Genomic DNA, 19982 nt, shown 5'->3' with positions numbered 1-19982 from the left:
GATGCTCGGCCACGGCAGATTGCCGTATCCGCGCGGCACGCTCATGGCGGACACCAGGACGAATCGTCAGGGCGAACTGCAAGACGTGATCGAGGAACGATTCAGGGACACCGGAAGGGTCCTCACCCGAACCGCCTACCTCCGGCCGAAGGGGGGTGGCCTCGAATGGGAAGCCCCTTTGACTCTCATCCGTCCCGTGGACGAGAGCAGTTGAACCATCCCACCAAACGCGCAGCCCTCCTCACCAGGGGAGACGTGATCGGCTACGCGGGCGAGTGGCGCACGGTGAAGGCGGCGAGCACCGACCGGGGCCCGATGGGCGGGCTGGCCGTGGTCGTCGTCTGGGAGGAGGGCGGCAGCGCACGCTTCCCGGCCGGTGACGAACTGCTGGTGCGAGAACCAGAATCCGACTGACAGGAGGAGTACGGCCATGCCGATCTCCAAGGCCGACGCTCACGAGGAGGGTCGGACGACCCAGGTTCCTTGCGACCCGTTCCCGCCCATCTATCCGCCCACCGCCGTGGAAGGCTGCCCGGCCTGCTCGGAGCTGGCGGCCCGGCGAGCGGCGGCACGGGCCAAGGGGGACGAGAGCGCGCTGGTCGACGCGAACGTACTCATGCGTCGGCATCTGCGCCTGGATCACCGGCCGTGAAGCGGCGGACCCCGCTCGACGACGCCTTCTGGAGCGGGGTCCTGACGGTGTGCAGCGTGAGCGCGCTCATCGTGACGATCTGGCGCTGCCTGTGACGGCGCAAGGAAAGCCCCCGCCGATCACGGCAGGGGCATCCATGCGTCGGCTCCGACGGACGGTCACTCGCCCTTGGGCGGGATGACAAACCCTCTCGTCGGCCCCGACCCCGTTTCCTCCCCAGGTAACTTGGCAGCCACGGATGCCAACGCGTCAGCGGTCACATCCCGACGCGCGACAGGGTCGGCCACGTCGTACACCCGCCATTCCCCGGCCGGGTTCTCGGGGTCCTCCGGGGCGACCACCCCCGGCAGCCCCAACCGCCTCAACACAGCATCCACCTGCCGAGCCTGTTCAGCGTCCACGATGCCGCCTTTCCGCCCTTCCGACCAAGGCCAGGCTATTCACCATCACCGCCCGAGCAGTGCGAGGCACAGTTGCCCGGATTGATGGGACCACAGCCGCCCGGCTTAGGAGTGTGGGAGCAACTGGCCGCCACCGGCACCAGGGCGTTGCCCGGACCCGTCCACAGCTCACCGTCCACGGTGTGCCCCGCCTGCTCGATGGTGGCCACCGTACGGGTGAGCGCGTGAGCATCGTGGCGCGCGGCATCGGGACGCTCGGGCCAGTGATGCACGAAACGCCCCAGGCGTCCACACAGCCTGTCGTACAGGTTCGTATGCAGAATCAGCGCGTGCCATCCCTCGTCCACCACAGTGGAGGGGGTGATCTTGATGGTGGGGAACTGTGCGGCTGTGTCCACGAACTTGAGCGTCTCCACCACAATCCGCCGGGCCGTCGCCTCCTCCATCCCGGGGTTGTTGCCGACGACTGTTGCGATGACGCTCTCGAACGCGGCAGGCGTGAGCAATGCGTGTACATCGTGCATGTGGGCCCCCGGATCGTTTCCGTGTCGATGTGGTGACCGTAGAGATCGGGGAGCTTCAGGCTCCACTGGCTTGCATGAGATTGCACGCCATTTCGCTTGGCTCATTGCGATATTGACGACCCCTCACCAGATCAGGAACGCTGGTGCAAACCCGAGCAAGGACGTGAACCCAAGGAGCCTGCCATGGCCGTGGAGTTCGTCGGGATCGACCCCGACACGGACCGTGACCACTGCCCCACAGTGTGGGCGGACCCGGAAGCTCAGGAGATCTTGTTGCAGGGTTGGAAGCCGACCCCCGAGACTCAGGCGGAGTGCGAGGGAACCAGCCCCGCGAACGGTCAGGTACCGCTCGGCGAGGCCATCGTCAGGATTCCCGCCCGGATGATTCCGATGATCAGAGAGGCATGCGATGCCGTCGAGCGTGCCCGGCTTCGCTGAGCTGCTTGGCCAGTGCGAGCGATCCGCCGTCCACCTGGAGCTGCGCGACTCGTACGCCGCCACGGACCGGTTCGAGGCGTGGCAGCGCGGGGATCGGATCAACTGGGAGGATCGCGAGTCCTGGTGGCACCCCTATGACCAGTTGATCGCTGACACCGTGGCCAGGGGTGTGGTGGTCCGCAGAGCCCGGGTGGTCTCCGAGCCGGTGTCGGACTACATCCGGTGGGAGCACTACGTCACCCACGCCAATGTGACGGCTGGGGAGCAGGTCCGCTGGCTGCCCCGGAGGCGAGCCACGACCATCGCCCTGCCGGGCAACGACTTCTGGCTGTTCGATGACGCCCTGCTCCGGGTCCACCACTTTTCGGGTGACGGCGTGGTGGTGGAAGATGAGATCACGACGGATCCGCAAGCCGTGAAGCTGTGCTCCGCCGCCTTTGAAGCCGTGTGGGAGCGGGCAGTCCCCCACCACCGATACAAGATCTGAGGGGCGAAAAGCCAGCTTCATGCCTCCGCACCCCTCGTCACCTGTTCAGAAGGCCCGAGAGAGACTTGCGGGCCGTCTGCGCGAGGTCCGGCTGAACGCGGGGATCAGCGGTCGGGAGCTGGCCGTCAGATGCAGGTGGTCGGAGTCGAAGTCATCTCGGATCGAGAACGCGAGGACTCCACCCTCCGACGCGGACATTCGGGCGTGGTGCCATGCTTGCGCCGCCGACGACCAGGCGCCCGACCTGATCGCGGCCAACAGACAGTCCTTCGAAGCCCACGTGGAGTGGAAGCGGCTCCAACGGACCGGCCTGCGGCGCCTGCAAGAGAGCACCGGCGACCTGTACCGGCAAACCGAGGTCTTCCAGGTCTACGTATCCGATGTGATTCCAGGATTCCTCCAAACCGCGGGGTACGCCTCGGCGCTGCTGTCTTCCATCGCGGATCTCCGGGGGACCCCCGATGACCTGCGCGACGCCGTGGCAGCCCGCATGAAACGCAACGAGGTGCTCGGCAAGGGCGGGCGCCGGTTCTCCTTCGTGCTGGAGGAACCGGTACTGCGGTACCGGCTGTGCGGCACCGGGGCCATGGCGGCGCAACTCGGCCACCTGCTCGAAGTCATGGACCGTCAGAACGTCGCCGTGGGCATCGTTCCGTTCTCGGTCCAGCGGACTGTGTGGCCGATGCCGACCTTCACGATCTTCGACAGCCGACGGGTGCACGCCGACACCCTGGAAGCCGCCTCCACGCTCACCCAGCCGAGCCAGGTCGAGTTGTACGCCCGTGCCTTCGGACGTCTCTCACGGCAGGCCGTACGGGGAGCGGCAGCACGCACCCTCATCGCCGACGCGCTGGCGTCGCTGGACTGATGGCCGGACGGGCTCGTACTGCGAGTACGGGCGCCGCCGATCTCGATGGTCACGCTCGGCGTCATCGTCCCCTCGTCCGGCTCGACCGGGCTGGAGGAGACGCCCTGCTGCCAGGACATGGTGATCTCGTAGCGGTCGCCGCTCCCGGAGCGCCCTTGATGTCGATGGGCGGGACAGCACCCCCTGTCGCCAACCGGTGTCCCGCACGCGCGCTCCACGTCCACGACTGCGGGTCGGGACGCTCGCGCGCAGGCGGTCCCTACGCCGGCGCGCCCAGTTCCGCCCAGACCGTCTTGCCCGCCACCCCCGGCGTCCGTACGACACCCCAGTCCAGGCAGAGCCTCTGCACGATGAACATGCCGTGGCCGCCGGGGCGGCCCGCGCGGTGGGGCGTACGGGGGGACGGCTGGCCGGTGCCCCGGTCGGCGACCTCGATGCGGATCACCTTGCGGTCGCAGGCGATCGCCATCTCGTCCGGGCCCTCGGCGTGCAGACAGGCGTTGGTGACCAGTTCGGAGACGACCAGCAGGACGTCCTCGGCTGCGGCCCGCCGGTCGGCGGCGGTGGCGGGCAGCCAGCCCCAGGCGTAGAGGGCCTGCCGGGCGAAGTCACGGGCCAGCGGCACGACCCCGCTCTGTCCCTCGAAGGTCAGTCTGCGGACCGTGCCGACGCCGGGCTGCTGCTGCCGTACGGCGGCCGGGTCCGGACCCTCCGGCCCACCGGACAGCCCGGAGGGTTCAGCCGTATCGGACATATCGGATACATCGGGCCTATCCGATTCGGACACGCCGGAAGCGCCACTGGGCTCAGGAGAGCCCGGCGAGAAGGGCCGGGTGGTGCTCATCAGCGCTTCACCTCACCGATTCACCAGTTCATGATTCAAGGGTCATTCTCCGTGGTGCCGGAGGTCCGCACATCCATATCGAACGAACATCCGCATCGAACATTCGTACCGGCGCCACGATCTCTTCTGCCCGACGATTCGGGAGGAACACCCCTCAGGTGGACTCGTCGGCCAGGGCGGCCTCGACCGAGTCATGGAGGGTGAAGACCGCCTCCGCGCCGGTGATCTCGAAGACCCGGGCCACCACGGGCCGCATGCCCGCCAGATGGACGCCGCCACCGGCCGCCTCGGCCTTCAGCCGGGCGCCGAGCAGCACATTGAGGCCCGTGGAGTCACAGAAGTCCAGCCGGACGCAGTCGACCACCAGTCGGCTCAGCCCCCGCGCGAGGCATTGCTCCAGCGGTTCGCGGAGCAGATCGGCCGTGTGGTGATCCAGCTCACCCGCCGGAGTCACGACGGCGCTCGCGCCCTGCTGGCGCACCTCCACCAGAAGCCGGCCCGACTGTGCGCTGCCGAGCATCCCGTGGTCCATGCCGTCTCTCCCCTGGAGGTCGTGGCCGCTGACTGATGTGACGCGATGTGATGTACGCCCTCGAAACCCTACGCCCTCGCTACGCCCTTCGACACCCGAACAATCGGACATACATTGACATTTGCCAACGAATGACACTTGCAGTCGGCATGGCGGAGCGGGTAGGGCTAGTAAGGACACGTAACCGACACGGCCGGCTTCGGAGGCGCCGCACACCGCAGTGCACCTGACGGCACCGGCAGCCATATGCCGTGAACGATGGAGGAGACCATGTCACCCCGGCTCGACGGATCGCATACCCCGACGGCGACGACATCGACGTCGCCGTCGACGTACGAGACCGACCCGAGGGCCGATCCACTGGCCGATCCACCGGCCGATCCCCTGGCCGGGCTCCCCGAGATCCCGCCCTTCGCCGAGATCGGGCCGGTCGACGCGCGCGCCCTGTCCAAGACCCTGTTCGAGCGGCTGGAGTGCCTTGAGGAAGGCACCCACGACTACGCCTATGTCCGTAACACGCTCGTCGAGCTGAATCTCGCCCTGGTCAAGTTCGCCGCCTCCCGGTTCCGCTCCCGCAGCGAGCCCATGGAGGACATCATCCAGGTCGGCACCATCGGCCTGATCAAGGCGATCGAGCGGTTCGAACTGGCCCGTGGCGTCGAGTTCCCCACCTTCGCGATGCCGACCATCGTCGGCGAGATCAAGCGCTTCTTCCGGGACACGTCATGGTCGGTACGGGTACCCCGGCGCCTCCAGGAGCTGCGGATCGACCTCGCCAAGGCCGGGGACGAGCTGGCCCAGCGGCTGGACCGGGCGCCCACCGTCGCCGAACTCGCCGGGCATCTGGGCCTCTCCGCCGACGAGGTGGTGGAGGGCATGGCCGCCGCTAACGCGTACACCGCCTCCTCGCTGGACGCCCAGCCGGAGGAGGACGACTCGGAAGGTTCGCTGGCCGACCGGATCGGCTACGAGGACCACGGGCTCGAAGGCATCGAGTACGTCGAGTCGCTGAAGCCGCTGATCGCCGAGCTGCCCTCCCGGGACCGGAAGATCCTCTCCCTGCGGTTCGTCGCCAACATGACCCAGTCCGAGATCGGTGACGAGCTGGGCATCTCGCAGATGCATGTATCACGGCTGCTGTCCCGCACGCTGGGGCGGCTGCGGCGGGGGCTGACCGTCGAGGACTGAGCGGCGAGGACTGACCGTCGAGGACTGAGCGGCGGTGGCACGCCGGTCAGGCGGCTCGTACGCCCCTGCGCCAGACCTCCGTCACCAGCGGGACGCCGGGGCGGTAGGCGAGGTGGACGTGGCTGGGGGCGTCCAGGATCGCGAGGTCCGCGTACGCGCCCGGGGCGATCCGGCCCACGTCCGTGCGGCGCAGGGCGGCGGCACCGCCCGCCGTGGCGGACCAGAGGGCCTCGTCGGGGGTCATGCCCATGTCCCGTACGGCGAGCGCGACGCAGAACGGCACGGACGAGGTGTACGACGAGCCGGGGTTGCAGTCGGTGGACAGCGCGACGGTGACGCCCGCGTCGAGGAGGCGCCGGGCGTCGGGCCACGGGGCGCGGGTGGAGAACTCGGCGCCGGGCAGCAGGGTCGCGACCGTACGGCTGTGCGCGAGGGCGTCCACGTCCGCGTCGGTGAGGTGGGTGCAGTGGTCGGCGCTGGCGGCGTCGAGTTCCACGGCGAGCTGCACGCCGGGGCCGTGGGTGAGCTGGTTGGCGTGGACGCGGGGGGTGAGCCCCTTTGCCTTGCCCGCCGTGAGGATCGCTCGGGCCTGGTCCCCGTCAAAGGCGCCCCGCTCGCAGAAGACGTCCACCCAGCGGGCGTACGGGGCGCAGGCGTCGAGCATCTCTCCGGTGACCAGGGCGACATAGGCGGCCGGGTCGTCGGTCAGTTCGGGGGCGACGACATGGGCGCCGAGGTAGGTGACCTCGTCGGTGTGCGCGGCGGCGATCCGCAGGGCGCGGGCCTCGTCGGCGACGGTGAGGCCGTAGCCGGACTTGGTCTCCATGGTGGTGGTGCCCTGGCGCAGGGCCTCGCGGAGGTGGCGGACGAGGTTCGCTTCGAGCTGGGCGTCGGTGGCGGCGCGGGTGGCGGCGACGGTGGTGCGGATGCCGCCCGCGCTGTAGGAGCGGCCGGACATCCGGGCGTTGAACTCGGCGGTGCGGTCGCCCGCGAAGACCAGGTGGGAGTGGGAGTCCACGAAGCCGGGGAGCACCGCCCGGCCGCCCGCGTCGACCCGATTGTCAGTGGCGGGTGCTTTGCTTGACCCACCGGTCCAGACGACCCGGTCGCCGTCGATGACGACGGCCGCGTCCTGGATCAGACCGAGGGGGGTCCCGTCACCCAGGGAGGGGTCGTTGGTGACCAGCGTGGCGATGTTGGTGATGACGGTAGTGGTGCTGCTCATCGTGTCCTCGTGGTGGGGGGAGCGGGTCAGCCTCGGAGGGCGTCCACGGCCGTGGACAAGGCGCGGGCCGCGTCGGGGACAAGGGCATGGGCCCCGTCCCGTACGACGTGTCGGCCGCCCACGATCGTGTGCCGTACGTCCGCTGCCGTCGCGGCGAAGACGGCGGTCTCCGCGCCCAGCCTGGGCAGGGGCCCGGCCGTTCTGACGGTGTCCAGGGCGAGGGTGGTGAGGTCGGCGAGCGCGCCGGGTTCGATGCTGCCAGCCCGGTCCCAGCCGAGGGCGGCGTGGCCGTCGGCGGTGGCGGCGCGCAGCAGTGCGGCGGCGGTCCAGTGGCCCCGGGCGCGGGTGCGCAGCCGCTCGTTCAGCTCCATCGCCCGTGCCTCTTCGAGCAGATCGATCACGGCGTGGCTGTCGGAGCCGAGGGAGAGCGGGGATCCGGCCCGCTGGAGGGCGGGGGCGGGTCCGATGCCGTCGGCGAGGTCGCGTTCGGTGGTGGGGCACATGCAGGTGCCGGTGCCGGAGCCGCCGATGAGGGCGATGTCGGCGTCCGTGAGATGGGTGTTGTGGACGCCGGTGGTGCGGGGGCCCAGGACCCCGTGGTCGGCGAGCAGCCGGGCGGGGGTGCGGCCGTGGGTGGCGAGGCAGGCGTCGTTCTCGGCGGTCTGCTCGGACAGATGCACATGCAGCGGGGCCCGCCGCCGCTCGGCCCAGTCTGCGACGGTCCCCAGCTGCCGCGCGGGCACGGCCCGTACGGAGTGCACGGCGGCCCCGATCCGCACGTGATCGCGATCCTTGAGAAGTGAAGAGCGTTCCGCCCAGGCGTCGGCGGTGCCGTCGGAGAAGCGCAACTGGTGGGGGGTGGGCGGCTGTCCGAAGCCGGAGGAGAGATAGCAGGTGTCGAGGAGGGTGATGCGGATACCGGCGTCGGACGCCGCCGCGATGAGGGCCTCGCCCATGGCGTTGGGGTCCGTGTACCGGGTGCCGCCGGGCGCGTGATGGACGTAGTGGAACTCACCGACTGCGGTGATCCCGGCCAGCGCCATCTCGGCGTACACGGCACGGGCGAGGGCGTGGTAGGTCTCCGGGGTCAGCCGGTCGGCGACGGAGTACATGACCTCGCGCCAGGTCCAGAAGGTCCCGGAGCCGACCTGGACGGTGCCGCGCAGGGCGCGGTGGAAGGCGTGCGAGTGGGTGTTGGCGAGGCCGGGGAGGGTGAGGCCGCGCAGGGGTTCGGCACCGGGCGGCGGTGCGGCGGTGCCGGGGGTGACGGTGTGCAGGAGCCCGTTGTCGACGGTGACGAGGACGCCCGGCTCGACATGGGTGCCGAGCCAGGCGTGCTCCAGCCAGTAGGTGCCGTCGTAGGTGCCGCTCACGTGCGGATCAGCCCTTCCAGGACATCGGCGAGGGCGAGGACGCCGGCCACGCAGTCGTCCTCGGTGGCGGACTCGGCCGGGGAGTGGGAGACGCCGGTCGGGTTGCGCACGAACAGCATGGCGGTCGGGACGGTGCCGGAGAGGATCCCGGCGTCGTGTCCGGCGCCGGTGCCGAGGACGGGGACGGTGAGAGGGGTCTTCTCGATGGTGTCTCCCTTGCCGAGGATGCGGCCGAGCCGCTCCCGCAGGGCGTGGTCGAACTCCACGACGGGGGTGAAGGACTCCCGGACGACGTCGAGGTCGACGCCGTGGGCGTCGGCGTACTCGCGGGCGGCCTTCTCCACCGCCCCGACGACGGTGTCCAGGTCGTCCTGGCCGGGGGCGCGGGAGTCGAGCCAGCCGCGCACCAGGGAGGGGATGGCGTTGACGCCGTTGGGTTCGACGGCGACCTTGCCGAAGGTGGCGACGGCTCGGGCGAGGCGGGCCTCGCGGCGGGCGGCGAGCACCGTCTCGGCGTAGGGCAGCATCGGGTCGCGCCGGTCGTCCAGGCGGGTGGTGCCCGCGTGGTTGGCCTCGCCGCGGAAGTCGAACCGCCAGCGGCCGTGCGGCCAGATGGCGCTGGCGATGCCCACCGGGTCGCCGCTGAGGTCGAGCGCCCGGCCCTGTTCGACGTGGAGTTCGACGAAGGCGCCGATGCGGGCCAGCCGTTCGGGGTCGGCGCCGATGCCGTCCGGGTCGTGACCGGCGGCCTCCATGGCCCGGGGCAGGGTGACGCCGTCCCCGTCGGTGAGCCGGTGGGCCGCGTCGCGGGTGAGGTGCCCGGCGGTGAGCCGGGAGCCGACGCAGGCGAGGCCGAAGCGGGCGCCTTCCTCGTCGCCGAAGTTGACGATGCCCAGGGGCTTGGTGAGGGGCACGTCCCGGCGTCGCACCTCGTCCAGGGCGGCGAAGGCGGACACCACACCGAGGGGGCCGTCGAAGGCGCCGCCGTCGGGGACCGAGTCCAGGTGGGAGCCGGTGACCACGGCGTCGCCCTGGGCGGGGTCGCCGAGCCAGGCCCACTGGTTGCCGTTGCGGTCGGCCTCGTAGGTGAGCCCGCGTGTCTCGGCCTGGGCCCGGAACCAGGCCCGGCAGTCGGCGTCGGCGGGGGTCCAGGCGTAGCGCCGGTAGCCGCCCGAGCCGGGGTGGCGGCCGAGGGGGAGCAGGTCCCGCCACATGGCGTGGAAGGAGTCGGTTCGCAGGGTCACGCGTCGTCGCCCTCCCGCATCGGGACCCGTACGCCGCGCTCCCCGGCGACGGACTCGGCGATGTCGTAGCCGGCGTCCACGTGCCGGATGACGCCCATGCCGGGGTCGTTGGTGAGCACGCGGCGGATCTTCTCGCCGGCCAGCTCGGTGCCGTCGGCCACGGTCACCTGGCCGGCGTGGATGGAGCGGCCCATGCCGACGCCGCCGCCATGGTGCAGGGAGACCCAGGAGGCACCGGAGGCTACGTTGACCATGGCGTTCAGGATCGGCCAGTCGGCGATGGCGTCGGAGCCGTCGAGCATCGCCTCGGTCTCGCGGTAGGGGGAGGCGACGGAGCCGCAGTCGAGGTGGTCGCGGCCGATGGCCAGGGGGGCGGCCAGCTCGCCGCTCGCGACCATGTCGTTGAAGCGTTCACCGGCCTTGTCGCGCTCGCCGTGGCCGAGCCAGCAGATCCGGGCCGGGAGGCCCTGGAAGTGGACGCGTTCACCGGCGAGCTTGATCCAGCGGGCGAGGGACTCGTTCTCGGGGAAGAGGTCCAGGACCGCCCGGTCGGTCTTGGCGATGTCGGTGGGGTCGCCGGAGAGCGCGGCCCAGCGGAAGGGGCCCTTGCCCTCGCAGAACAGCGGACGGATGTACGCGGGGACGAACCCGGGGAAGGCGAACGCCCGCGCGTAACCGGCGAGCTGGGCCTCGCCGCGGATCGAGTTGCCGTAGTCGAAGACCTCCGCCCCGGCGTCCTGGAAGCCGACCATCGCCTCGACGTGCCGGGCCATGGACTCGCGCGCCTTGGTGGTGAACCCGGCGGGGTCCTTGGCGGCGGCGTCCGCCATGTCCTCGAAGGCGACGCCGAGGGGCAGATAGGCGAGCGGGTCGTGGGCGGAGGTCTGGTCGGTGACGATGTCGACGGGGGCGCCCATGGCGAGCAGTTGGGGGAGGAGTTCGGCGGCGTTGCCCAGGACGCCGATGGACAGCGGGCGGCGGGCGTCACGGGCCTGAACGGCGAGCCGCAGGGCATGGTCGACGCTGTCGGCCCGTACGTCCAGGTAGCGGTGCTCGATCCGGCGGTCGATGGCACGCGGGTCGCAGTCGATACAGATGGCCACACCGTCGTTCATGGTGACCGCGAGGGGCTGGGCGCCGCCCATGCCGCCGAGCCCGGCGGTGAGGGTGATCGTCCCGGCGAGCGTGCCGCCGAACCGCTTGGCGGCGACCGCGGCGAAGGTCTCGTAGGTGCCCTGGAGGATGCCCTGGGTGCCGATGTAGATCCAGGACCCGGCGGTCATCTGGCCGTACATGGTCAGGCCTAGGGCCTCCAGGCGGCGGAACTCCTCCCAGTTCGCCCAGTCGCCGACGAGGTTGGAGTTGGCGATGAGGACACGCGGGGCCCACTCGTGGGTCTGCATGACACCGACCGGGCGGCCGGACTGGACCAGCATGGTCTCGTCCTGCTTGAGGGTCCGCAGCGTACGGACCATGGCGTCGAAGGAGCGCCAGTCGCGGGCGGCCTTGCCGGTGCCGCCGTAGACGACGAGCTTGTCGGGGTGCTCGGCGACCTCGGGATCGAGGTTGTTCTGGAGCATCCGCAGGGCGGCCTCCTGCTGCCATCCCAGGGCGCTCAGTTCCGTGCCGCGCGGGGCTCGGACGGGCCGGGGTCCTGACATGGTCTGCCTCCTGGGCTGGTCGCTCTGACTGTTCACTCTGACGGTTCGCTCTGACTGATCGCTCTGACGGTTCGCTCTGGCTGATCGCTCTGGCTGATCGCTCTGGCTGATCGCTCCCGTGGACGGACGGCCGCCCGCCGTGCGCGACGCCCGTCCACATTCGATTATTCACATCCTGATCCGATGAATAACCCTAGTCAATAGGTGGGGCTCCGGAGGCGGCCCGTCGCGGGCGTGTTTGGCTGGATGCATGGGTTCGCACATCGGACGGGACGGGACCGGGGGGACGGGGGACGGCATGGGCACGGACACGAACGCAGGCATAGGCGCGGGCACGGGCGTGGCGTACGAGGGTGATCGGGGCGGCGGGCGGGCGGCCCGGCGGGACGACGCCGTGCGGGCGGCCGTGGAACAGGGGCTGCTCGGCCCCGGCTCCCCCATCGTCGGGCTGCTGGACGTCATCGGCATCCGGGAGTCGGCGGCGGCGCTGCGGGCGGCGTTCGCCGAGGTCACCGCGCCGGGCACGCCGGTGCTGCACGCCTTCGCGGTGAAGGCGGCCCCGCTGGTGCCGGTGCTGCGGCTGCTGCGCGAGGAGGGCATCGGCGCGGAGGTGGCGAGCCCGGGTGAGCTGGCGCTGGCACGGGCGGCGGGGCTGCCACCGGAGCGGACGGTGCTGGACTCCCCCGCGAAGACCCCGGCCGAGCTGCGCGAGGCGCTGGCGCTGGGCATCGCGGTGAACGCCGACAATCCGCAGGAGCTGGACCGCATCGACGCCCTCATGGCCTCGGCGCCCAGCCGCTCACCGCTCGGCATCCGGGTGAATCCGCAGGTCGGGGGCGGTTCGATCGGGTCGACGTCCACGGCGACGGCGACCTCGAAGTTCGGCGTGGCGCTGCGGGACGAGGGCGCGCGGGAGTGGGTCGTACGGGCCTACCGGGAGCGGCCGTGGCTGACCCGGCTGCACGCGCACACCGGGTCGCAGGGCATCCCGCTGGAGCTGCTGGCGCACGGGGTGGCCCAGACCTACGCACTGGCCGAGGAGATCAACGCGCGGATCGGCCGGCCGCAGATCGACACCCTCGACATCGGCGGCGGGCTGCCGGTGAACTTCGGCTCGGACGACGAGACCCCGACGTACGGGGACTACGCGCGGCTGCTGGCGCGGGCGGTGCCGGGGCTGTTCGACGGGCGGTACGGGCTGGTGACGGAGTTCGGGCGGTCGCTGCTGGCCAAGCACGGGACGGTGGTGGCGCGGGTGGAGTACGCCAAGAGCGCGGGCGGCCGTCCGGTGGCGGTGACGCACGCGGGCGTGCAGGTGGCGACGCGGACGGTGTACGCGCCCGATTCGTGGCCGCTGCGGATCGCCGCGTACGACGCGAAGGGGCGGGCGAAGAGCGGGCCGGAGGTGGTGCAGGACGTGGCGGGACCGGCGTGCTTCGCGGGCGACCTGCTCGCCGAGGCGCGCGCGCTGCCGCTGCTGGAGCAGGGCGACCACGCGGCGGCGCTGGACACGGGCGCGTACTACTTCGCCCACCACTACGGCTACAACTCGCTGGCCCGGCCCGGGGTGTACGGCTTCGTACCGGAGGGGACGGCGCCGGGCGCGGGGGGCGGTGCGGACGGCCGGGGCGGTGGCGTGAGCTTCGCGACCGTACGGGAGCCGCAGCAACTGGCGGAGATCGTCGCCGAGTCGGGCGGGGCGCACGCCGACGCGCTCACCACCCTGCACGCACCGGGCCGCCGTTGACACCCGGAAGCGGCTGTCCTGAATCTGATGCCCTCCAACGGACACCCTGAGGCAGACGACCGGGAGCAAACGGTCAAAAACGGGGCATCTGATAGTGGACAGCGCGGGTCGACTGGCGTAAAACACACGTCGGATGGCCAACACTAGTACGCCGGAAGCATGTTCCACTGGAAAATGCCGGAACCCCCACTCTTCTCCCGTACTGTGCGTAGTTTTTAGCGCACACATGCGTACGACAGGCGGGAGGGGAGACGGGCGTGCCCGGAATCGACGAGTGTCTGCTGGAGACGATGCGGTTGCCCGGGGCCAGGGGCGCCGCGCTGGTGGACTGGACGAGCGGGCTGGCGCTCGGGGTCGTCGGGGAGTTCCCGGGCGGTGACGCGGAGGCGGCGGCGGCCGAGGCGGCGGAGCTGGCCCGCCCGGCCGCCGAGCTGAGGGTCTTCGCGCCCCAGGACGGCGACCCGGACGGCGCCGGTCCCCCCGTGGAGGACCTGATCGTCACCAGCCGGGACGCCTACCACGTGCTGCGGTTCCTGCCGGCGTCCTTCGACAGCACGGTCGTCCTGCACGTGTGGCTCGGCCGCGCGGACGGCAATCTCGCGCTCGCCCGGATCCGGCTGGGCGAGATAGCCGGACGGCTGATGCTGGGATGACCCCCGTCGACACCACCCCGCCCCTGCCGGTCCGCCACCGCCCCGCCCCCGGCGACCAGCCCCCGGGCGCCCTCTCCCCCATGCTCACCCGCCTGGCCGCCGAACAGGCCACCGGCGTCCTGCACCGCGAGCGCGGCATCCTGCACCTCACCGACGGCGCGGTGGTGTACGCGGAGAGCCCGTCGGCACCGGGGGCGGAGGAACTGCTGGGGGCGGACCTGGACGGAGAGGGTGGGGGTGAGGGGGAGCGGGAGGGCGTTGCCGGGAACGCCCAGGACCGGCCCGCCCCCGCCGACCCGCCCGCCCCGGGCCCGCCCCCGGCCCGGGACCCCGCCCCGCCCGCCGTGCCCCAGGGCGCCCTGGAACTCTGCCGCCTGGGCGCCCTCTACGACGCCGCGTACTTCGCGCTCGCGCCGAGCAGCGCGCCCGGCCGGTTCCGGTACGTGACCGCCGCGCCGCCCGTCGGCCCGCGCGCGGTGCCGGTCGCCGTACTGGAGCGGTCGGTGGTGCGGCGGCGGGCGCTGCTGGACCGGATCTGGCCGGACGAGCGGGCCGACACCGCACCGCTGGTACGGGCCGAGCGCGCCGGGGACCCGCCGGGTGCGGTCCGTTCGGTCACCGCGCGGCAGCGAGCCGTACTGGACCGGGTCGACGGGGTGCGGACGGCCCCGGAGATCGCCCGGGAGCTGCGGCGGCAGGCGTTCCACACGCTGGTGGACGTACGGCGGCTCGCGGCGGCCGGACTGGTCCACCCGCAGCCACCGCCCGGCGCCTCCGGCGTCTCCGGCATCCCGGGCCTGCCCGACCCGCACGACCGGTCCGACCCGCACGCCCTGCCGGACCTGCCGGGCCTGCCGGATCTGCCGGACCTGCCCGACTGGCCCGGATCAGGCGGCCCGGCGGCCCCGCCCGAGGCGGAAGGTGCCCTGCCCTGGGGCGCCGTACCCGAGGTCACCGCGCCCCAGGCCGCCGATCCCGACATCACCCTGCTGAAAAGGCTCAGGGATGCGCTGGAGGCCCTTTGAACGCCGACGACCGCATGACGCAGACGCCGAAAGGAGCGGCCCGTTGACGGCCGAGCCCCCCATCCTGGACGAACTCCACCGGTTGCGCGCCCTGCTGCCCCAGCTCACCGGCGCCCTCGCGGCCGGGGTCGACGGCCTGGTGATCGCGCATGACACCCCCGGTGTCGAACCCGAGGGCCTCGCCGCGCTCACCGCCGCCGCGCTCGGTGTCGCCGTGCGCACGACGGACGCCACCGGCCGGGGCGAGCTGCGCGAGCTGCTGCTGCGCGGCACCCGCGGCTATGTGGCGACCTACGCGGCGGGCCGTACGGCCGTCCTGACGCTGCTCACCGAGGACCGGGCGAACGTCGGGCGGCTGCACCTGGAGGGCCGCCGGGCCGCCGCCCGGATCGGCGAACTCGTGGACGCCGCGGCACCCCCGCGCACGGCCGCCGCCGAGCAGGCCGCCGCACCCCCCGCCCCGCTCCCCGCCACACCGATCGAGCGCCCCCGGACGGCCCGCGCCGTCCGGGCCCCCCGCACTCCACAGACCACTGCCAGCCCGGTCACCCCGGTCACCGGGATCAGCCCGGTCGACCCGGTCACCCCGGCACACAACAAGGAAAGTTGAGAGGACACCACATCATGGCCAACACCGAAACCGCCCTCAAGGAAGCACTCGCCTCCATCGAGGGCGCCACCGGAGTCGCACTGGTCGACTACACCAGCGGCATGGCCCTGGGCACGCTGGGCGGCAGCAAGAGCTTCGACCTGAACGTGGCCGCCGCGGGCAACACGGACGTGGTGCGCTCCAAGATGCGCACCATGGAGCACCTGGGGCTGAAGAGCGAGATCGAGGACATCCTGATCACGCTCTCCGACCAGTACCACCTGATCCGGCTGCTCAAGGGCCGCGGCGGCAACGGGCTCTTCCTCTATCTGGCGCTGGACTCCAGCCGCGCCAACCTGGCGATGGCCCGCCACCAGCTGAAGAAGATCGAGGAGGAACTGGAGGTCTGACCGACACCCCCGAGGTCCCCTCGGTCCCGACCCTTCCCTAGACCCCTAGACCAGCGCCGCGGTGCGGCGGCGGGCCCCGCCCGGGGCCGCGTCGCCCGCCGCGATGCCGGTGCTGCGGAACCCCCTGACCGCCTTGCCGGCCGGACGGCCGCCGTTCTTGGCGAGCCAGTCGACGCGCACCCACAGCAGCGCGTCCTCGGCCCGTTCGCGCCGGCCCAGCCACGCCGCCTTCAGCCGCAGCCCCACCCCGCACCCGGCGAGCAGCATCCCGCCGGCCGCGGGCACGGCGAACGAACTGCCCAGCGCGGCGGCGAACGCCAGCAGCAGCCACCAGCGATGGCCGCGCCGCCAGTTGCGGGTGGTCACCGCCCGGTCCTGGAGCACATCGTGCTTGCCCGCGCGGGAGGCACCGCGGGCGAGGGCGGCGTACCGCTTGCGCCCGCGCAGCGCGATCACGGCCGGCGCGACGATGAACAGCGCGGCCCCCGCCATCACTCCGATCCGCCGCCCGGTGATCCCCGGGACGAGCACCCCGATGCCGGCCGCGAACACCCCGGCCCACCACATCGGTACCGACCCGGCCCGTACGACGACGGCCACCCGGGCCAGACCCTGAGCCCTGCCCTGGCCCTTGCGATCCGCGTGTGCCATGTGCTGCCGCCTCCTCCTGGCTTGCTTCCGGCCTGTTTCCTGGCCCTGCATCCGGCCTGCTCCCGGCCTACAGCCTCCGGGCGGCGCAGAATAACGAAACAAGCTGAGACGAGTCTGAGAACACCCGGCCCGCAGGATGGCTCATTCCACGAACAGCCCCCGGGCCGCCGCCCGCGCGTCGAACTCCTCCAGCCGCGTCTGCGCCTGCGGCAGGTCGTCGCACATCGCCTCCAGCAGCACCCGCCCCAGCAGCATCGGCGCGCAGGCGGTGTCGAAGGCGAGCCCGGTGCCGACGGCGGCGGGCAGCAGCAGGTCGGAGACCTTGGCGACCGGCGCGAACGCGGAATCGGCGACGGTGACCACGCTCAGCCCGGCCTCCTTGGCGTAGGTGAGGGTGTCGAGGACCTCGCGGGGATGCCGGGGCAGCGCGAAGCACAGCAGGGCGGAGGCGCCCGCGTCGACGGCGGCGGTGATCCGGTCCTGGAGCATGGTGCCGCCCTCGTCCAGCAGCCGTACGTCCGGATGGACCTTGGCGGCGAAGTAGGCGAAGCCGTAGGCCTGGGCGGCGGCGGCGCGCAGCCCGAGGACGGGCAGTGGGCGGGAGGCGGCGAGCATCCGGCCCGCCCGGCGCACGGGACGCGGGTCGGCGAGGGCCTCGGCGAGATGGCGGAGGTTCTCGATCTCGGCCTGGACCGCCTGCTGGTACTCGTTGGGGGCGGTGCCCTCCGGGGCGGGTCCGGCGGGGGCGACCTCGCGCAGATGGCGGCGCAGCGCCGGGTAGCCGTCGAAGCCGAGGGCGACGGCGAAGCGGGTGACGGAGGGCTGGCTGACCCCGGCGAGTTCGGCGAGTTCCACGCTGGACAGGAACGGTACGTCGGCGGCGCGGCGGACCATGCTGTGCGCGATGCGCCGCTGGGTGGGGGTCAGCCGGTGCCCTTCGAAGAGGACTTGCAGCCGTGCGGCGGCGGTGTCGGCCGGTCGGCTCTCGGCGGCGCGGGGGCCCTCGGCGGTATGGCGGCCCTGGGCAGCCGGTCGGCTCTCGGCGGCGTTCATGGCGTGGTGCCCCTCCAGATGTCGGTGAACCGGTCCAGCAGTGTGGCGGCGGCCGTCACATCGTCCGTGAGCGGCCGGTCGGCCAGGTCCGCGTCCAGCACCGTTTCGGCCAGTTCCAGTGCCCGCCCGGCGGGCAGTGCCGGGTCCGGGCGCAGATCGCGCATCCGCAACGCCCGTACGGCGGCGACCAGTTCGCAGCCGACGACCAGCCGGAAGGCGCCGCACGCGCGCAGGCTCTGCCGGGCGGCGAGGGAGGCGAAGCTGGCCTGTTCCTCGACGCCCCGGGAGAGCACGGCGTGGCCGAGAGAGGCGGGCGCGGAGAAGGCGCGCAGATCACCGAGGGCGGCTCCGGCGGCGTACTCCAGGATCATCACGCCGGAGGAGGCGGGCCCGGGGTCGGCGAGGAACGGCTTGAGGCGGGTGTAGGCGGGCTCGTTGAGGGTGGACAGGCGGGAGGTGGAGAGCCGGGCGACCTGGGTGAGGGCGAGCCGGAAGTGGTCGAGGGCGAGGGCGAGCTGGGCCTGGTAGAAGCCGCCGTGGTGGTAGGCGGCGAGGTCGTCGGCGGAGATCAGCGGGTTCTCGGCGGCGGAGTTGATCTCGACGGCGAGTACGTCGTCCAGCGCGTCGGCGGCGTCATGGGCGGGCCCGTGTATCTGGGGCAGGCACCGGAAGCCGTACGGGTCCTGGATCCGGCCGAGCGGCGGGGTGGGCCGGTCGGCGGCGCCGAGCAGCTCGCGCATCCGCCGGGCGACGTCGAGGGAGCCCTTGTGCGGGCGGGCGGCGTGCACGGGGGCGGCGTACGCCTCGTGCGAGCCGTCGACGGCGATCAGGGACAGCGCGGCGACGACCTGCGTGGCGGCGATCAGCCCGCGCAGTTCGTGCAGGGCGAGCGCGGCCTGGCCGAGGGTGAGGGCGTTGCTGCTGATCAGGGCGAGGGCGTCGTTGTTGTCGAGGGGCTGGGGCGCGGGGGCGCCGGTGCCGTGCCAGGGGTGTTCGCCGGCGAGGGCGAGGCCGAGCTGGGCGAGGGCGGCGAGGTCGCCGGTGCCGACGGAGCCGAATTCATTGACGACGGGATGGGTGCCGTTCTCCAGCGCCTCGCACAGGGCGCCGACGACACTGGGCCGCAGCCCGGCGCCGCCCGCGAGCAGCTGATTGGCCCGTATGGCGAGCATCGCGCGCACCTGCCGGGCGGGCAGTTCGGCGCCGATCGCCCCGGCGTGACTGCGCAGCAGCCGCAGGCCGTGTCCGGCGGCGGAGTCGGTGGGCACGTCCTCGGTGCGGTTGGCGCCGACGCCGGTGGAGCGGCCGTAGACCCGCCCGGTGGCGGCGATCCGCCGGGCCGCGTCCCAGGACACCTCGACGCGTTTCATCCCGTCGGTCCCCGGCACCGGCCGCGCACTCCCGTCGGCGAGCCGTACGACGTCCTCGACCCCGAGACCGATCCCGTCCAGCACGACGATCCCGCCCACGGGCCCACCGCTCGACGACGCCATCACCACGCCCCGCTCTCCTCACCCACCCGGGCGCGCGGGCTCGCACGCCCGCACGGTCTCAACGTATTCACGCACCGAGAACTCTGCATGACGCTATACAGCGGGGCAAGGGCGGACGGCGGAAGGACCGGAGGAAGGGCTGGAGGAAGGGCTGGACAAGGGGGCGGAGGAAGCGCTGGAGAAGGGGGCACAGGAAGGGCTGGAGGAGGGACCGGAGGAGCGACCGCCGTCAGCCGATGTCTTGTCAGCCGATGCTGGCGCCGTACACCCGCTCCACCGTCATGACGATCAGCACCCTGCGTTCGGACACCATCACCGACCGGTACTCGTCCCAGTCCGGATGCTCCCCGGCTGCGCGCCGGTAGTAGTCGACGAGCGCCTCCACCTCGGGGCCTTCGGGGTCGGTCCCGGGCCCGGTGAGGCGTACCGTGCCCTCGGCGGTGGCCCAGGACCTGCCGTCGGGGCCGGTCACCTCCAGCGCGGCACGCGGGTCCCGCCGCAGGTTGGCGGTCTTGGCCGTCGCCTCGGTGGTGGAGACGTAGAGGATCTCGGTCCGCGGGTCGTAGGAGGGCATGACAGGTGAGAGCTGGGGGCGGCCGTCCGACTTGATCGTGGCGAGGACACCGAGCCGGCTCTCGGCGAGCAGGGCACGCGGGCTGAACGATGTGGCGGTCATGACCCCATCATCACCATCGGGGGCCACCGGGGGCCATCAGAGGCCGTCGGGGGCCATCAGGGGCGGGTCGGGGGAAAACGGGGGCTAACCCCAGTGCGGCCGGGACCCCCGGCTCCTTACGGTGGTCCGCATGACCGGAATGGACGCGCAGGACGCCGACCTGAAGAAGGAACTCAACGCCACCCTCCAGGCACGCCGGGAGCTGGGTGAGGAGTACGAGTCCGCGCTGGTCGACTCGTTCCTGGACC

22 protein-coding genes are annotated in these 19982 nt (G+C 72.1%); 11 read left to right on the top strand and 11 right to left on the bottom strand.

Translation table 11 applies throughout. From position 1 onward, the window contains the following. The first annotated feature begins 210 nt into the window (after positions 1-210). Together ACFXAZ_RS09085 and ACFXAZ_RS09080 are read left to right on the top strand one after the other, a co-directional pair. Entirely contained in the window at positions 211-414 is a 204-nt protein-coding gene (locus ACFXAZ_RS09085; protein ID WP_384586887.1) for a hypothetical protein, read from the top strand. A 16-nt stretch (positions 415-430) separates the two neighbouring features. Next, positions 431-652: a hypothetical protein gene (locus ACFXAZ_RS09080; protein WP_384586885.1), complete on the top strand. Its 222-nt coding sequence runs from the start codon at positions 431-433 to the stop codon at positions 650-652. A gap of 436 nt (positions 653-1088) precedes the next feature. Here ACFXAZ_RS09080 and ACFXAZ_RS09075 read toward each other — a convergent pair whose 3' ends face one another. Then, the gene (locus ACFXAZ_RS09075; protein ID WP_384586884.1) at positions 1089-1577 is read right to left on the bottom strand and encodes a glycine-rich domain-containing protein; all 489 of its coding nucleotides are present in this window, start codon (positions 1575-1577) and stop codon (positions 1089-1091) included. A 183-nt stretch (positions 1578-1760) separates the two neighbouring features. On the opposite strand from ACFXAZ_RS09075, the gene ACFXAZ_RS09070 reads away from it, so the two are divergent. Genes ACFXAZ_RS09070 through ACFXAZ_RS09060 form a run of 3 tightly spaced genes read left to right on the top strand, consistent with a single transcriptional unit; the run spans position 1761 to position 3370 of the window. Continuing rightward, positions 1761-2015, top strand: coding sequence for a hypothetical protein (locus ACFXAZ_RS09070; protein WP_384586882.1), 255 nt, complete (start codon positions 1761-1763; stop codon positions 2013-2015). Further along, on the top strand, positions 1987-2502 hold the full coding sequence (locus ACFXAZ_RS09065) for a DUF6879 family protein (RefSeq protein ID WP_384586880.1): 516 nt from the start codon (positions 1987-1989) through the stop codon (positions 2500-2502). The genes ACFXAZ_RS09070 and ACFXAZ_RS09065 overlap by 29 nt, the downstream gene beginning before the upstream one ends. A 19-nt stretch (positions 2503-2521) precedes the next feature. Continuing rightward, the gene (locus tag ACFXAZ_RS09060) at positions 2522-3370 is read left to right on the top strand and encodes a helix-turn-helix domain-containing protein (protein WP_384586878.1); all 849 of its coding nucleotides are present in this window, start codon (positions 2522-2524) and stop codon (positions 3368-3370) included. 259 nt (positions 3371-3629) lie between these two features. Here the strand turns inward: ACFXAZ_RS09060 and ACFXAZ_RS09055 are convergent, their stop codons facing one another. Both ACFXAZ_RS09055 and ACFXAZ_RS09050 read right to left on the bottom strand, forming a co-directional pair. Continuing rightward, positions 3630-4214 carry an ATP-binding protein gene (locus tag ACFXAZ_RS09055; RefSeq protein ID WP_384586876.1) on the bottom strand — a complete coding sequence of 195 codons (585 nt, stop codon included), beginning with the start codon at positions 4212-4214 and terminating at the stop codon, positions 3630-3632. Positions 4215-4368: 154 nt separating this feature from the next. Next, the gene (locus tag ACFXAZ_RS09050) at positions 4369-4746 is read right to left on the bottom strand and encodes an STAS domain-containing protein (protein ID WP_384586874.1); all 378 of its coding nucleotides are present in this window, start codon (positions 4744-4746) and stop codon (positions 4369-4371) included. Between the two features lie 258 nt (positions 4747-5004). Here ACFXAZ_RS09050 and ACFXAZ_RS09045 point away from each other — a divergent pair, with 258 nt between their 5' ends. Beyond that, complete coding sequence (locus ACFXAZ_RS09045; protein ID WP_384586872.1) at positions 5005-5934, top strand: RNA polymerase sigma factor SigF; 930 nt, start codon at positions 5005-5007, stop codon at positions 5932-5934. A 46-nt stretch (positions 5935-5980) separates the two neighbouring features. Here the strand turns inward: ACFXAZ_RS09045 and hutI are convergent, their stop codons facing one another. Genes hutI through hutU form a run of 4 tightly spaced genes read right to left on the bottom strand, consistent with a single transcriptional unit; the run spans position 5981 to position 11437 of the window. Continuing rightward, positions 5981-7159: an imidazolonepropionase gene (hutI, locus tag ACFXAZ_RS09040; RefSeq protein ID WP_384586870.1), complete on the bottom strand. Its 1179-nt coding sequence runs from the start codon at positions 7157-7159 to the stop codon at positions 5981-5983. A 26-nt stretch (positions 7160-7185) separates the two neighbouring features. Continuing rightward, positions 7186-8532 (bottom strand): formimidoylglutamate deiminase, encoded by a 1347-nt coding sequence (locus ACFXAZ_RS09035; RefSeq protein WP_384586868.1) that lies wholly within the window; start codon positions 8530-8532, stop codon positions 7186-7188. Next, the gene (locus tag ACFXAZ_RS09030; protein WP_384586969.1) at positions 8529-9746 is read right to left on the bottom strand and encodes an allantoate amidohydrolase; all 1218 of its coding nucleotides are present in this window, start codon (positions 9744-9746) and stop codon (positions 8529-8531) included. The genes ACFXAZ_RS09035 and ACFXAZ_RS09030 overlap by 4 nt, the downstream gene beginning before the upstream one ends. Before the next feature lie 26 nt (positions 9747-9772). Further along, positions 9773-11437 carry a urocanate hydratase gene (hutU, locus tag ACFXAZ_RS09025; protein ID WP_384586866.1) on the bottom strand — a complete coding sequence of 555 codons (1665 nt, stop codon included), beginning with the start codon at positions 11435-11437 and terminating at the stop codon, positions 9773-9775. A 298-nt stretch (positions 11438-11735) separates the two neighbouring features. Between hutU and ACFXAZ_RS09020 the strand changes: the two genes are divergently transcribed. The 5 genes from ACFXAZ_RS09020 to ACFXAZ_RS09000 all read left to right on the top strand — a co-directional run bounded on the left by ACFXAZ_RS09020 (position 11736) and on the right by ACFXAZ_RS09000 (position 15861). Next, positions 11736-13184, top strand: a complete 1449-nt coding sequence (locus ACFXAZ_RS09020) for a diaminopimelate decarboxylase (protein ID WP_384586864.1) — start codon at positions 11736-11738, stop codon at positions 13182-13184. Positions 13185-13441: 257 nt separating this feature from the next. Beyond that, positions 13442-13837, top strand: coding sequence for a hypothetical protein (locus tag ACFXAZ_RS09015; RefSeq protein WP_384586862.1), 396 nt, complete (start codon positions 13442-13444; stop codon positions 13835-13837). Next, positions 13834-14862 carry a hypothetical protein gene (locus ACFXAZ_RS09010; protein WP_384586860.1) on the top strand — a complete coding sequence of 343 codons (1029 nt, stop codon included), beginning with the start codon at positions 13834-13836 and terminating at the stop codon, positions 14860-14862. Before ACFXAZ_RS09015 ends, ACFXAZ_RS09010 begins: the two co-directional genes overlap by 4 nt. Positions 14863-14905: 43 nt before the next feature. Continuing rightward, on the top strand, positions 14906-15472 hold the full coding sequence (locus ACFXAZ_RS09005; protein ID WP_384586858.1) for a roadblock/LC7 domain-containing protein: 567 nt from the start codon (positions 14906-14908) through the stop codon (positions 15470-15472). 14 nt (positions 15473-15486) lie between these two features. Next, a complete protein-coding gene (locus tag ACFXAZ_RS09000) occupies positions 15487-15861 on the top strand; it encodes a hypothetical protein (RefSeq protein WP_384586856.1) in 375 nt (124 codons plus the stop codon). A 45-nt stretch (positions 15862-15906) separates the two neighbouring features. On the opposite strand, the gene ACFXAZ_RS08995 is transcribed toward ACFXAZ_RS09000, so the two are convergent. From ACFXAZ_RS08995 to ACFXAZ_RS08980, 4 genes are all read right to left on the bottom strand, one after another. After that, the gene (locus ACFXAZ_RS08995; protein WP_384586854.1) at positions 15907-16512 is read right to left on the bottom strand and encodes a hypothetical protein; all 606 of its coding nucleotides are present in this window, start codon (positions 16510-16512) and stop codon (positions 15907-15909) included. Positions 16513-16653: 141 nt separating this feature from the next. Further along, positions 16654-17565: a MurR/RpiR family transcriptional regulator gene (locus ACFXAZ_RS08990; RefSeq protein ID WP_384586852.1), complete on the bottom strand. Its 912-nt coding sequence runs from the start codon at positions 17563-17565 to the stop codon at positions 16654-16656. Then, entirely contained in the window at positions 17562-19058 is a 1497-nt protein-coding gene (locus ACFXAZ_RS08985; protein ID WP_384586850.1) for an aromatic amino acid ammonia-lyase, read from the bottom strand. Before ACFXAZ_RS08985 ends, ACFXAZ_RS08990 begins: the two co-directional genes overlap by 4 nt. A 244-nt stretch (positions 19059-19302) precedes the next feature. After that, complete coding sequence (locus tag ACFXAZ_RS08980; RefSeq protein WP_384586848.1) at positions 19303-19734, bottom strand: PPOX class F420-dependent oxidoreductase; 432 nt, start codon at positions 19732-19734, stop codon at positions 19303-19305. Positions 19735-19982: the final 248 nt, after the last annotated feature.

Origin of the sequence: Streptomyces sp. NPDC059477, from assembly GCF_042749375.1 — a bacterium.
GTDB lineage: Bacteria > Actinomycetota > Actinomycetes > Streptomycetales > Streptomycetaceae > Streptomyces.
The sequence above is the reverse complement of the archived record's forward strand: the minus strand, read 5'-3'. Positions and strand labels throughout refer to the sequence as shown.

What these genes read in the sequence shown, in the direction of transcription:
- ACFXAZ_RS09080 (WP_384586885.1), top strand. Translation starts at nt 431, where the DNA reads ATGCCGATCTCCAAGGCCGACGCTCACGAGGAGGGTCGGACGACCCAG.
- ACFXAZ_RS09075 (WP_384586884.1), bottom strand. Translation starts at nt 1,577, where the DNA reads ATGCACGATGTACACGCATTGCTCACGCCTGCCGCGTTCGAGAGCGTC.
- ACFXAZ_RS09070 (WP_384586882.1), top strand. Translation starts at nt 1,761, where the DNA reads ATGGCCGTGGAGTTCGTCGGGATCGACCCCGACACGGACCGTGACCAC.
- ACFXAZ_RS09065 (WP_384586880.1), top strand. Translation starts at nt 1,987, where the DNA reads ATGCCGTCGAGCGTGCCCGGCTTCGCTGAGCTGCTTGGCCAGTGCGAG.
- ACFXAZ_RS09060 (WP_384586878.1), top strand. Translation starts at nt 2,522, where the DNA reads ATGCCTCCGCACCCCTCGTCACCTGTTCAGAAGGCCCGAGAGAGACTT.
- ACFXAZ_RS09055 (WP_384586876.1), bottom strand. Translation starts at nt 4,214, where the DNA reads ATGAGCACCACCCGGCCCTTCTCGCCGGGCTCTCCTGAGCCCAGTGGC.
- ACFXAZ_RS09050 (WP_384586874.1), bottom strand. Translation starts at nt 4,746, where the DNA reads ATGGACCACGGGATGCTCGGCAGCGCACAGTCGGGCCGGCTTCTGGTG.
- ACFXAZ_RS09045 (WP_384586872.1), top strand. Translation starts at nt 5,005, where the DNA reads ATGGAGGAGACCATGTCACCCCGGCTCGACGGATCGCATACCCCGACG.
- hutI (WP_384586870.1), bottom strand. Translation starts at nt 7,159, where the DNA reads ATGAGCAGCACCACTACCGTCATCACCAACATCGCCACGCTGGTCACC.
- ACFXAZ_RS09030 (WP_384586969.1), bottom strand. Translation starts at nt 9,746, where the DNA reads ATGTGGCGGGACCTGCTCCCCCTCGGCCGCCACCCCGGCTCGGGCGGC.
- hutU (WP_384586866.1), bottom strand. Translation starts at nt 11,437, where the DNA reads ATGTCAGGACCCCGGCCCGTCCGAGCCCCGCGCGGCACGGAACTGAGC.
- ACFXAZ_RS09020 (WP_384586864.1), top strand. Translation starts at nt 11,736, where the DNA reads ATGGGCACGGACACGAACGCAGGCATAGGCGCGGGCACGGGCGTGGCG.
- ACFXAZ_RS09010 (WP_384586860.1), top strand. Translation starts at nt 13,834, where the DNA reads ATGACCCCCGTCGACACCACCCCGCCCCTGCCGGTCCGCCACCGCCCC.
- ACFXAZ_RS09000 (WP_384586856.1), top strand. Translation starts at nt 15,487, where the DNA reads ATGGCCAACACCGAAACCGCCCTCAAGGAAGCACTCGCCTCCATCGAG.
- ACFXAZ_RS08995 (WP_384586854.1), bottom strand. Translation starts at nt 16,512, where the DNA reads ATGGCACACGCGGATCGCAAGGGCCAGGGCAGGGCTCAGGGTCTGGCC.
- ACFXAZ_RS08990 (WP_384586852.1), bottom strand. Translation starts at nt 17,565, where the DNA reads ATGAACGCCGCCGAGAGCCGACCGGCTGCCCAGGGCCGCCATACCGCC.
- ACFXAZ_RS08985 (WP_384586850.1), bottom strand. Translation starts at nt 19,058, where the DNA reads ATGGCGTCGTCGAGCGGTGGGCCCGTGGGCGGGATCGTCGTGCTGGAC.
- ACFXAZ_RS08980 (WP_384586848.1), bottom strand. Translation starts at nt 19,734, where the DNA reads ATGACCGCCACATCGTTCAGCCCGCGTGCCCTGCTCGCCGAGAGCCGG.